Source organism: Limimaricola sp. (assembly GCF_016125575.1).
Classification (GTDB): domain Bacteria; phylum Pseudomonadota; class Alphaproteobacteria; order Rhodobacterales; family Rhodobacteraceae; genus WGLM01.
This window is the reverse complement of record NZ_WGLM01000007.1, coordinates 62,367-74,058: the sequence shown is the minus strand read 5'-3', so window position 1 is coordinate 74,058 and position 11,692 is coordinate 62,367. Positions and strand designations below refer to the sequence as shown.

General features: G+C 64.4%; 10 protein-coding genes and 2 pseudogenes. 4 read left to right on the top strand and 8 right to left on the bottom strand.

Annotation, left to right across the window (positions count from 1 at the left end; genetic code table 11):
• The first annotated feature begins 23 nt into the window (after window positions 1-23).
• Complete coding sequence (locus tag GC146_RS17425; RefSeq protein ID WP_291841374.1) at window positions 24-977, top strand: hypothetical protein; 954 nt, start codon at window positions 24-26, stop codon at window positions 975-977.
• A 236-nt stretch (window positions 978-1,213) separates the two neighbouring features.
• Window positions 1,214-1,861: a helix-turn-helix transcriptional regulator gene (locus tag GC146_RS17420; protein WP_291841373.1), complete on the top strand. Its 648-nt coding sequence runs from the start codon at window positions 1,214-1,216 to the stop codon at window positions 1,859-1,861.
• 90 nt (window positions 1,862-1,951) lie between these two features.
• On the opposite strand, the gene GC146_RS17415 is transcribed toward GC146_RS17420, so the two are convergent.
• From GC146_RS17415 to GC146_RS17720, 4 genes and pseudogenes are all read right to left on the bottom strand, one after another.
• Window positions 1,952-3,097: a hypothetical protein gene (locus GC146_RS17415; RefSeq protein WP_291841372.1), complete on the bottom strand. Its 1,146-nt coding sequence runs from the start codon at window positions 3,095-3,097 to the stop codon at window positions 1,952-1,954.
• Window positions 3,098-3,423: 326 nt separating this feature from the next.
• Window positions 3,424-3,626, bottom strand: a pseudogene (locus tag GC146_RS17410) (transposase); the annotation flags it as partial.
• Window positions 3,627-3,793: 167 nt separating this feature from the next.
• Window positions 3,794-4,165 carry a BCCT family transporter gene (locus GC146_RS17405; protein WP_291841371.1) on the bottom strand — a complete coding sequence of 124 codons (372 nt, stop codon included), beginning with the start codon at window positions 4,163-4,165 and terminating at the stop codon, window positions 3,794-3,796.
• A 39-nt stretch (window positions 4,166-4,204) separates the two neighbouring features.
• A pseudogene (locus GC146_RS17720) lies at window positions 4,205-4,378 on the bottom strand (helix-turn-helix domain-containing protein); the annotation flags it as partial.
• 440 nt (window positions 4,379-4,818) lie between these two features.
• On the opposite strand from GC146_RS17720, the gene GC146_RS17400 reads away from it, so the two are divergent.
• Window positions 4,819-6,522, top strand: a complete 1,704-nt coding sequence (locus tag GC146_RS17400) for a hypothetical protein (RefSeq protein WP_291841370.1) — start codon at window positions 4,819-4,821, stop codon at window positions 6,520-6,522.
• 99 nt (window positions 6,523-6,621) lie between these two features.
• Here the strand turns inward: GC146_RS17400 and GC146_RS17395 are convergent, their stop codons facing one another.
• The 4 genes from GC146_RS17395 to GC146_RS17380 form a co-directional block, all read right to left on the bottom strand.
• Window positions 6,622-7,593: an SUMF1/EgtB/PvdO family nonheme iron enzyme gene (locus GC146_RS17395; protein ID WP_291841369.1), complete on the bottom strand. Its 972-nt coding sequence runs from the start codon at window positions 7,591-7,593 to the stop codon at window positions 6,622-6,624.
• Window positions 7,590-9,389: a hypothetical protein gene (locus tag GC146_RS17390; RefSeq protein WP_291841368.1), complete on the bottom strand. Its 1,800-nt coding sequence runs from the start codon at window positions 9,387-9,389 to the stop codon at window positions 7,590-7,592. Before GC146_RS17390 ends, GC146_RS17395 begins: the two co-directional genes overlap by 4 nt.
• Window positions 9,370-10,404, bottom strand: coding sequence for an NAD-dependent epimerase/dehydratase family protein (locus GC146_RS17385; RefSeq protein WP_291841367.1), 1,035 nt, complete (start codon window positions 10,402-10,404; stop codon window positions 9,370-9,372). Before GC146_RS17385 ends, GC146_RS17390 begins: the two co-directional genes overlap by 20 nt.
• A gap of 161 nt (window positions 10,405-10,565) precedes the next feature.
• Window positions 10,566-10,988, bottom strand: a complete 423-nt coding sequence (locus GC146_RS17380) for a GtrA family protein (RefSeq protein WP_291841366.1) — start codon at window positions 10,986-10,988, stop codon at window positions 10,566-10,568.
• Window positions 10,989-11,257: 269 nt separating this feature from the next.
• On the opposite strand from GC146_RS17380, the gene GC146_RS17375 reads away from it, so the two are divergent.
• Window positions 11,258-11,692: a DUF2306 domain-containing protein gene (locus tag GC146_RS17375; protein ID WP_291841365.1), complete on the top strand. Its 435-nt coding sequence runs from the start codon at window positions 11,258-11,260 to the stop codon at window positions 11,690-11,692.

Below are 11,692 nucleotides of genomic sequence, written 5' to 3'. Positions count from 1 at the left end.
CTGCCAGCAAACGGGAGCATCGCATGAAAACGGCGCCGTCTCTGCCTTTTAGCCTTTCTGCCGCGCTTCTTTCCCTGATGGTGGCTGCCCCGGCGGGCGCGCTTGTCCTGCCCGAAGATGTTGCGGCGCATCAGCAGGCGATCGAGAGCGACTTCGTCACCGGTGATGGATTCGAAACGATCGATCCCCAGTCACTGTTGAGCGATGACTGGTACTCAAAAGCGCGCTTTCCCAATGCCCCGCAGGATTCGGTTTTTCCGCCGGATCACGCCATCAGTTCCGTGGTCCGGGCCATTCTGATGGTTGAAAAGGAAGACAAACCTCTCAAGTCGGTGCGTTATCGCGTCACGATCCGGCGCGTCGCGGCCAGCCCTGAATACCCGGAAGCCTATACCGACCTGATCGAGATCAGCCGTTTCAATCTTGGCCCCGTCCTGCGAGAGCAAACCATGAAGGACTATCCCGGGGTTCCCGTGGGGCCGGAAAGCGAATTCGGCATCGGGCCGAACGTGACGTGGCGCTTTGCCATGCAGCCCGTTCAGGGGACACGCTCGTCAATCGATCTGGCCGCGCGGCATGTGATGAGCGATGCGGAGGCCGCCGCGGCCCAATGCTTTGACACATCCTGCCTCGCGCTGGAGCCCGTGTCCGGTCCGGATGGCGATTGGACACCGTTGCCGCCAGTTGAACCAAACGAGGTGTCGTTCAAAGCAAGCGACGGCATCAACGCCACCCCGGCCAAGGTCGCCGACGCCCTGATGCGCCGCGCCACGCCTGACGGATTGAGGGCCTACATGGCGGACTATGCGCCGGTGCAGATGACAATCGTCATTTCGAGGAATGTGCTTGGTCAGGATGTCGGTATCGACGGCCTGCTGCATCAGGGCCATGTCCGCGATGATGCAATCTCGGACGTCTGGTTGCAGCGCCGGCAGGCCGGGCCGGGCACCATCGACTGGCGTCGGATGGCCAAATAAACAGCCAGCCTTGCTATGGCGATCTTTGGTGCGCCGTCGATACCTCCCCACATTGAGGCAAACCCGTCGCCGGTTTGACCCGTCCTGATGGACGGGTCTCCGATTGCAGGTGCCTGCCTTCAAGGCCTCGGCCCGGGTGCGATACCTTGGACGAAGAGTTGATTTCTCGCCCCGCCGGTCATCTCTGGATTGACGGTGAATGGTCGAGGGCACTGATTTATGTTAGTAAAACGCCTATGACGAAGAACGAGGAACAGCATGCAGAGCTTCGGGTCCTTGACCTTTTGGCAATCGGGATCGTGCTGCTGGACGAAGACGAAAGGGTGATCTTTGCAAATGCCATCGCCCGGGATCTGACCCCTGAGCGCGATGGCATCTCGATCGATGACCGGGTTCGGATAGGGGCCGCCGCCGAGGCAAGGAAGTTGCGCGATATCTTCCGCTCGTTCACCCGGTCCAGCGGCGCAGCACAGTCAGGAGCAGGGGCCGGGGCGGGCCCCTCATCAGCCTCGGGCCTTGCGCTGCCACGCCCCACGGGCGAGCGCGATCTTCTGTTGCTGGCCTCGCCGATCCCTGAGACGACTGACGGCCGCTTCAGGCTGGCCCTGTTTGTGACAGATCCGCAGCGCAATGGCCTCGAACTTCCTGAAGATCTTGTCGCCAATCTCTTCGACCTGACCGAAACCGAGACCCGAATTGCGCTTGCCCTCGCAGAGGGGCGACGCAAGGACCAGATCGCCGAGCATTTCCAGGTTTCAAATACGACCGTGGCGTTTCACCTGCGCAACCTGTTCCAGAAGACCCAGACCAGCCGACAGGCAGAGTTGATTGCCCTGATGTTGTGCGGCCTTCCCTTGATCACCCCCGGAGCGTCGGGGCTGTGATGCAATCGCCCCCGTCGTTCGGACGGGGGCGGCTTCTTGCCCCGGCGCCGCAGAGGGAAGGCGCGACCGCCGGTTCAAAGGGCGTTGGGCCTAGTGTTGGATCGTATCCAGCAGGGGCCCGGCACAGTCATAGCTTTCAGCCCCGTCCGACGTCATGCAGGCAGTGACCCCGGCCTTGTATTGGGGCCCGAATGGCTGGCCTCTGTCCAGGGTCATTGTCAGCGGCTTGCCGATCCATGCGGGATTGGGGGTTTCCAAGAATTTGACGCTTATCCGGCAATGCGCAGCGTCGGCTGCCGAGTCTGCCAGTACTTCAAGCTGCACGGCGCCAAGGCCCTCGACCGAGTCGTCATAGTTGGCCGGTTTGCAATGGCTGAACGCGTCAGCGAAGCATGACTCGTCGGCGCAGTGCTCGGCCGAGGTGTTTGCGGGGGCTGCCGCATTTGATGGTTTGGCGGCGACACATGCCCTCTGGGTCTCCGAGCCGAGCTGTTGCCGAACCTTTTGCGACAGCGCGCTGGCGGCCTCGTGGGACAGGTTCCCGGCCACAGCCAGGCCCGTTGGCCGAGTCCATTGTTGCCAATGCCCCGCCACCGGCGGATCATCCGCCATGGCACCGATCACGGCGACTGCCTCGGTGGGGCTGAACTTGGCATCAACCGCGTCGAGCATGCAGCCGCACATCGCATCTGGATAAGGGACCTTGTCGCCATGCGTCTTCATCGCCGAGACGCAATGCGCCTGCGCGCGATCCCGGACAGGTGCGGCAACATGGCTATCGTCAGCAGCGGCTGCCGACTGCGAGAACGGGACGTAGGCTTCGCCTGCGCCACACCGATTGAGTCCGGCACGAATGGACATTGAAAGCGTCTGAACATCCCGGGACTCGCCCAACGCGGCCGCAAGGCTTTGCGGTCTGAACCACCCCCATTGGCCATTCTCGTCAGGCGCGGTCGCCGCCATCAACCCGATCAGAGCCGCGCTGTCGGAGTTCTGCGTGGAATCCGTCAGGCCCGAGACCACGCAAGAGCAGAATTCCGGCGCGGGCGTGGAGATGTACTTGGCATTGGCCATTGCGAAACTCGTACAATGACCAAGGGCCGTATCCAGATCCGCCGCACTTGGCGTCGGGCCGTTCTCGGCTTGGGCGCCTGTCGCGCTGAGAATGACGATGGACAACGCCGCCAACGCGCCCAGCATGCTGGTGACGGACTTTTCTTTCAAGAATAGCAGCATTTTCAACCTTCTTTCCCTCCAATCCGTTGTGAGCGTTCCGGCCGGGATAGGTTGATACGCCCGTCGATGCCCCGTCTGTTTGGACGGGAATATTCACTCTGGTTTCAGGAATGTTAGGAAAGGTCGCAGCTGCAGGTGGACCTGCTTCTTGCGGCGATTACCCCTGTGGCACCTTGCCATGAAACCGCACAAACTAGGTCTGCGATGAGCTTGCGCGCCTCATGGGGTTTGGACGTTTGAGGTCTTTTGGACCGTAGTCGCGGGCCGCTTATGCAGTCCGGCCGGGACGCTGAGCCGCCGAGATGAAGCCGCCGCGCGATACGTGTATCGCTCCAGCACTTCCATCGGTTGTAGGGTGTCTTCTGGGAAGCGTTTTCTTTCAGCGCGTTACGCCAACGCAAGCAATTGCAATTGATGTAAATTACCCCGCCCAGAACCTCTCTGTCATCGACCCGAAGTTTGCCATAAGACTTCGGAAATCGGGTTCCAGACGCGCCATTTGTGCATCGGTCAGATAAAGAACAGACATGTCACGGCTCGTTTTTCGAAACATGAATCACGCTCACCATCGGGAATAAATGGGCCCTGACCCCAGGCGACGACTTCGGCCGGCCGATCGGCTTTCACCTTGTTGATGCAGGTCGCACCGGGATGTGGGCCGCCCTTGGCGGGTTTGATAGTCAGACTTGCCCTGCCTCATCCCAGCCCCTGAGCGTGGTCCTTGCGGGGATCGCTGCCGCGCAAGATTGTCACGATCGCCAGCAGCATCAACGTCATCACGAATGAGAACGGCTCGGCGCCGACGATCATCGCGTCGCGGATCGCGGCGTTCCCGCCTGCTGCCATGATCGCGCCAGTCACCCCTGCCATCACCAGCGCCCGCAGGCCCGAATGCATCAGCGTCTCGCCTTCAGCACTATCGCTCCAGCGGCCGGGGATATGGTCGGGATCGAGCCTGACCGGCCCGCCCAGAGTGTCCGAAAGCGACACGACCAGCGCGCGTGCAAATGCCAGCCCGGTGTCGCGGTGCGCCCCAGCCAGGTCGATCCCGGTCAGCGGGCCCTCCACCGCAATCGCGCCCTCCGGGCGGGAACCGGGCTCGCGCGGGTCATCGCCCAGTTTGCGCCGCAGCCGATTGATCAGGAAATCGACGCTTCGGTCGGTCCGGATGCTGCCGCCTTCATGGATGGCCTCGACCTTCTGTCCGCGGGGCAGGGTTTGCCCGGGATGGCGCGACAGGAACGCCAGAAGCCGCGATTCTGCGACCGTGAACCGTACGATCCTGTCATCAATTCGGGCAGTTCCAACTCGTCAGGGAACAACGTTCGACCTCATCGTCCAAGACGGGCCTGGCGAATGCAAATGCCTCTTCAGTGGAAGGGGTGAGGCTGGCGTGTGCCGATCAAGTAGAAATCCTAAATGGATAAATGCCTTTGCCACATTCTCGCGCGCACTGCCCAATTTGGCTCCGGCTGCGTCCTGAATGAAATGTCGGCACTGATTTGACGCGCAGGGCAGGGGCCAATCATCTGTCCATGCTTTCCGCATCAAGAGCGCCGGGATTACTGGCGGGGCGGCGGAAGGCAGCCGCCGTCTGGGCGGGTTTCCGCGCGTGCAAAGGGGGGTTGGCTTGACGTTGGGGTCAAACCGGGGACAAAGACGCCGCTATCGAATTTTAACGAGTGCAGTGTAAGCTGTGCACAAGTTGACGAGGGATCGGAATGAAAACATCCGCCATGGCGGCCGTTGCGGCCCTTACGCTGATCGCAGGTGCGGGCGTTGTCACCGTGATCATGCCGCGCGGTCAGGCCGCGTTGACCCAGTCGATCAGGCCGCTGGCGCGTCCCATCCTGCTGACCTCGTCGGCGCCGCTGGCCCGCCCGGTGCCGCCGCAGGTGATGACGGCGATCGCGCCCCCGCTGGCGCTCGCGCCGATCGTCGTCGCCCGCATCGATGCGCCGCAGGCCCCGCTGCCCGAGACAAGCCCGGCCCCCGCGCGCGCGCTGCCCATCGGCGATAGCATGGTGGCCACGGCCGTCCGGCTGCCCGAAACCTTTGCCCAGTCCGAAGCCGTCGCCGTGGCAAGCACCGCCCAGCCGTTGCCCCACCCGTTGTCTCGGCCGGCGGTGGCGCCCGAGGTGACCGTGGCCACCGCCTCTGACATGGTGCCGGTCGCCCGGCCGTCAGTCGCGGCGCCCGGATTGGCAGCTCTTCTGCATCCGCAGGCGCGCCCCGGCAGCACGATCATCCCCGATCAGACGGTGATTGCCGGGCTGACGGCGGCATTGCACCCGACCGAGCGGCCCGTGGGCCTTGCCTCGGCGCCCGCGATGGCAACGCCCGCCGTCGCGCTGCTGCGCCCCGCGGAACGGCCCGCAACGCTGGCCCTCGCCGCCACGCGCCCGGCCATCCAACCCGCCGTGGAGGTCGCCGTCATGCGTCCGATGGAACGTCCCGCCGCGCTGGTCGCCCAACCCGCCGTCGCGATCGTGTCGGCCGCCCCCGCCAGCCCCGCGCCGCAAGCGGCGCCTGCCGAAGCCGTGATTACGCCTGTCGCCGCCACGACCAGCGCCGCGCCGCCCGCGCGCAGCCTTGGCACCTTGCTGGGCCTTGGCCAGCCGGTGCGCGGTGCCTGCTCGCGTGCGATGGATGCGGCGATCCCGGCCCGTCCGGGCCGCGCGCTCACCGGCAGCGAATTCCTGAAAAGCGTGATCAACCTTTGGGGGCCCGACCGTGACGCCGCCGTGGTCCAGCAGGTGCTGAGCGGCAATATCCCATCCTTCCTGCGCAACCTGACACCTGTCAATTTCAGCGGCACCACCGCTGATGGCCGCGGCGTGACGATCACCCTTTGCGTCATGCCCGACTATCTTGCCATCGGCGACGACGCTGATTTCGTACGCATGCCAATGGGTTTGCCGGCGGCCGCCAAGATTGCGCAACGGTTTCATTTCCTGCTGCCGACGACGACAATGGTCGACGCGATCTACGCGCAGGCGCAAAACCACCTGCCGCCGCGGCCGATGCCCGCGGGCGCGCAGATGACCTCGACCGCCTATCTGGCCCGCCACAACCAGACCGTTTCGGCCCAACTGGGCGCGGCGGCGGGTGCGGGCGAACAGCTGACCGCCGGGCAGAAGAAGGACATCGTGCTGACCAACCGGCTGCTTTCGGCGCGCGGCAAGGTCGCGATCTATGGCTGGCACCGCACCAACGGCCAGCCCATCCAGCCGCTGAGCACCGTGCATCAGGCCAGCTATGCCGATTACAGCCACGGGTTGCGGCTGGTCAGCGATACGGCCATCGTCAACGGCCGGTCGATGTCCTTGGCCGATGTGCTTGCTGATCCCCAGCTTTCCGGGATCATCAGCCGCGAGGGGCCGATCTCCAACGCTTACGGGCTGCTCGCCTCGCTTTCGAACTGAGCATGCGGGCTGGCAACGGGGCCCTTCGCGATCTGGTCGCGGAGTAAATCCAGCCCCCGGCTGTTAGGAAACAGGCGGCACCCTGCCCGTCAAACGGCCTCAGCCCAGCGTTTTGCAGCAGCGGAACCCGAGGTGGTAGTTCTCGTGGCTGGCCGTGCTCATCACCTGCGTGCCGTGCCAGAATGGTGCGCGCCAGCGGCACCAGTCCGGATGGGCGCGGAATTTGTCGAAGATGAACCAGCTGCCCTTCATTTCGGTCACGCCCAGCGTCGTAGACCCGGCACTGGCCATCTGGCTGGGGGCGAGCGGCAGGTTCATGTGCTCGGCCGCGTTGCCATTCAGGTCGTAGACGCCCAACGGGCTGTGACAGTCGGGAAAGCTCCCGGTTGGATAGGTGTTGGACCCGCAGCCGGCAAAGCTGCCGCCGTTGCAGCCAGGGGTCTTGCTGGAATCCGCGGCACAGACTCCGCGTTGATAGGCCGGACCATAGCTCCAGCGCGCCGTCGCGGCGTCACGAGAGTTGTGGATCGCCCGTTGCGCCTCGACGCTGACGCCAAAGGTGTAATCGGGCGGGTCAAGCTCGCCCTGGCAGGCGCCCTCCCATTCATGCGCGTCGCAGATTCGCTTGCCCTCGGCGGCACAGATCTCGGCCGCCTCGCGCGCCTTCACCCAGACAACGGGGTAGGTGCAGGGGATATCTGGAAACTCGAACATGTCGATGCACGAGGTCGCGTCCTCGGGGCGCTGCGTGTCCGGGTCATAAAGCGGCGCCATGTAGGGCCCGCCACAGATCCGCTCGAACCGGGGATTGGAATAGCTCGCCGGGCCGCCGGGGATGCGTGCGGCACATTCGGCCGGTGTCATCGGGTGCCGGGTGACGGCCGGGTTTCCCTGTCCGATGATCGGGTTGCCCGCAAAGATATCGCGCACCGCGTCCATCTGCTGCGGCGTCAGGTGATGCACGCGCTGTAACTGGTCGAAGAGGACCGCGTTGTTTTGCTGAAGCGTTTGCGCTCCGGCCGCTCCGGCCAGACCTGCCAGTACCGAACAGAGTGCGAGCAAACGCCTCACGGACCAGTCCCCCTCCTGACCATGTAAAAGAAATCACGGCTGTCTGGGAAGCCCAGGAATCGCGGGATCGGCGTGCCATTGCGGCTGGTCTTGTCGGTCGCGGCCATGCCGGGGGCAAGGTGCTCGACGTAGATCTGGCCCTGATGGTGGACGTAGACGGCGAAATAGGCCAGTTCCGGCGCGTTCATGTCCAGCAGCATCGCGTAGCTGCAACCGTAGGACTGGAACACCCGGACCATCGCCGACGGCGTCGCCGACGAGAAATAGCCGAAGAGCAAATAGGATTTGCCGCCAAAGCTGCGCATGCAGATGCCCGAGCGCAGGGTGCGCAGATCGGCATTGGCCGAGCCCGACCAGTTGCCGGGCCCCCACAGTGTCACCCGCTCGCCCGGCAGGCCAAGGCCCGTCTCGGGGTCACGCTCCAGCAGTGGCACGCCGTTTTGCCGGGCAAAGGCGATCTGCGGCAAAAGCGCGTTATCGGCCTCGGTCCATGTCTTCATGTCCAGCGTGCCGTCGGCCAACTGGTAGAAGGTCGACAATCCCGGCTGCAGCTTGGAGAAAATCGTGCCTTCCTCGATGAAGCCGTAATGCGAGCCGTAGTTAAGCGTGGCCATGTCGCCGTACTTGAACGCGCCGTGGCTTCGTTTGAACCCGCCGATGAAGGCCGCCACCGTGCGCTGGGATTGCGCCGGGCTGATCATGCCCAAGCGCACCAGCGGGTTGGAGTTACCGATGCCGTCCGGCCCCGGCATCCCCGGCGGATGGACCGAATAGGGCGGACGTTCCGACCAGTCGACGCGCGGATGATCGGTGCCAAGGCCAAAGCCCATGTCGTAAAGCGACAGGTCAATGCCGACCATGTAATCAAGCGCGCCCGATTCCACGCCGTCCAGCCGGTTGGCGCGGCCGCGCTCGACCGCAGGATCGACGACGCCGGGGCGGATCACGCTGCCGAAGACGCCCGGCACGCCAGTGACCGGATACCACAGGCCCATGGTCATCCGGCCGTCCGGCGCACCATCCAGGCCAAGGCCGATCTGGGTCGAAACGACCGGGCGCGCGCCCAACGCCGGATCAACAGCCGCAGCGCCCGGCCCCACGTTTTCGGCCCCGCCGGCGCTTGAGGCGACCTGTTCGGCGGTCACGACGAAGGCGTCCTTGTAGAAGGTCGACTTCACGAAGTTGACCAGCTGATCGCCGCCCCAGACATTGTCGCGCAGGAAATCGGTGGCCGCTTCCAGCATCGAGCGGCTGCCCGACGAGGGGTTGCGCAAGTAAAGTTTGCCGTCGCAGATCGGCGCATAGGGCACGCCGGTATTGCGCGCGGCGTTCAGGGCCGCGGAATTGTCGGCCAACAGGTCGCAAAGCGTATCGCCCGATGGGCTGGAGATCTTGAGCATCGGCACCGCGCCCGGCACGAGGCTAAGCGCCTGCGTTTGCGGATCGGGGTTTTCAAGGTGCCAGTTCTGCGGCCCGCCCCAGCCGATCGCGCCGACCTGCAACAGGAACCACGAATTGATGTTGGGATTGAGCGAGATGAAGGTAACGGCGGTATCGCTGGCGGCCAGTCGCGCGGTCTGGGTTGCGCGGAAGGGCTGCAATTCGACAATCGACTTGGCGCGCACCGCCTCATAATCCTGCATCTGCGCGGCCAGTTCCGCCGCACGGGTGGCGCTGACGGCGCTGTCGGCCTGTTCCGCGCGGGCCGACCCGGACAGCGCAATCGCAAGCGCGGCAAGTGGCAGGATGGCCCGCGACCGCGCAGGAGTCAGAGGTTTACAGGACGAAACGCGCAAGGCTGAGGGCCCCCTTTTTCCATGCGACACGGTGGGTCACGCCAACCGCAGACCGAATCGAGTCTCGATGTGCCACATACCAGTCGAAATTGCGGATAAGTGCATCTTCGTTCGAAAATCGCGGCGCGAATCCCAACAAATGCGTGATCTTGTCGATGCTGACGAAGCTTTCGGTCGCGGCGGTGGCATAGACCCACTTGTAGACCGGCGACAGGTGCAGCGCCTCCAGCAGGCGCAGCGCCATGATGGCCGGGCCGGCAGGCAGCGAAACCACCCGTTTGCCGAAGCCCGCCCGATCCAGCACCGCCTGAAAACTTTCGCGCAAGGTTCCGAAACGCGCGGCCCCGACGTTGAACGTGTCGTTGACCGTTGGACGCGGACCTGTCGCGCAAAGCTCAACCGCCTGGCAAAGATCCTCGACATCGAGAAGCTGGTATCGGTTGTTGCCGCGTCCCAGAACCGGGAAGTTGTGGCCATCTGCGGCAAAGCCGTAAAGCAGTTCGAATACGCCCAGACGCTCCGGCCCGACGAAAGACTTGGGTCGCAGCACCGGTACGCAAAGGCCCTGCGCGCGGGCGCTTTCGCAGGCGGCCTCGGCGCCGATCTTGGCCGCGCCATAGGGGCCGACGCCGACCAAGGGGTCAGTCTCCATGATCGGGTGATGGTCGGGCACGCCGTAGACGGCGGTTGACGAGATATGCACGAAGCGGTCGATCCCGGCCGCCTGCGCCGAAACCAGCAACGCCCGCGTGCCCTCGATCTCGGTCGAGGCGATTTCGGCAGGCGAAAAAAGCGGCAGGGCGGCCGCGCAATGAACCACCACGTCCACGCCCTGCATCGCATCGGCGTGAAGCGTGGCGTCGCGGATATCGCCTGTCAGCACTCTCACGCGGTCGGCCTCGGGAAAGCTGAAGGGGGCGATGTCATAGCTGGTCACCTGCGCGCCCCGGGCCAGAAGATAGCGGATCAGGTTGATCCCCATGAACCCTGCGCCGCCTGTGATCAGGTAGTGCATCTTTCCCCCGACCTTGGCGGCACAACCATACAATGTCGTGCCACCGGACCGCACACCCCCAAGGCACGATTGCCAGATTGCCCCAGCCGGCGACCACAGATCAAGGGCGCTTCGGGCGCATCGTGTTGGAAATGGTCGATTTCTGGCCTGCTCGGCGTGGACTAGACCACGATGGCGCGAAAGACGAAACGGCGGTCCAGCCGGTATTTCAGGACATAGCCGCAGGCCAGGCCCGCCAGTGCACCGATCTCGCGCATGGTCTGGTCGTGCCAGATCGCCCACGCGCCCGCCTCGGCGCCCCAGAAGATCAGCGTCGTGACGACGCCGGTCAGGGTATAAAGGCCGAAGCGGCGGCCATGCGCGGCCGCACCTGCGCTGCGGTCAAAGAAGATCCAGCGTTTGTCGAGCAGGTATTTCACCACAAGTCCCACGCCGGTGCCCACCGCGATGGCCGGGGCAAGCCACAGGTCCGTCGGCCCGAAAAGCAGCACCAGCCGCTGCGCGGCAAGATTGGCCAGCGTCGCCACTGCGGCAAAGGCGGCATAGCGCAGAACAAGGGCGCGAGGGCTGAGCAGGGCGGTCAAGGGCGTGGATCCTCGTGGCGGGCCGCGTTGGCGTTGCCATAAGCCGCGTGCGCGTTTCGCGCAACTGCCGCTTGCCCCCGGATTCAGGTGTCGTGGAGCTGGTTTGGCCCATGCCGATCCGCTCCCGATCATCCTGACGATGGGACGGCGATCCTGCCGGACGTCGTTATCACGAAAACGTGAGTTGAGCGCGAGGTGAGACTGAGGTGGATCAATCTTCGCCCCTAGTGACCGCGCTGGCGGTCTGAAATTTGCGTGGAGATCTGATCATGACGCTCGCTCCCCTTCTGGCCGCCCCGTCTTACGTGATTGTTCACGCTGTTGCCGCGATGGCCGCCTTCGTACTGGGCCTGATCCAGCTTGCAGCGCCCAAGGGCACCCTGCCGCACCGCACCATCGGCTGGATCTGGGTGATCCTGATGGCCGTGGTCGCGGCCTCGTCTTTCCTGATCCACACGATCTGCACTTTCGGCCCGTTCAGCATCATCCACGGCCTGTCATTGGTCACGCTGATCGCGCTGCCGATGGGGGTGGCCCATGCCCGCGCCCACCGCGTTGGCCGGCACAAGCGGACGATGACGCTGCTCTTCGCGGGCGCGCTGGTGGTGGCAGGCATTTTTACCCTGTCGCCGGGGCGGATCATGCATGACGTGGTCTTCGGCACCGTCAGCACGCACGGCGACTGCACCCGCACCGGCGCCTGA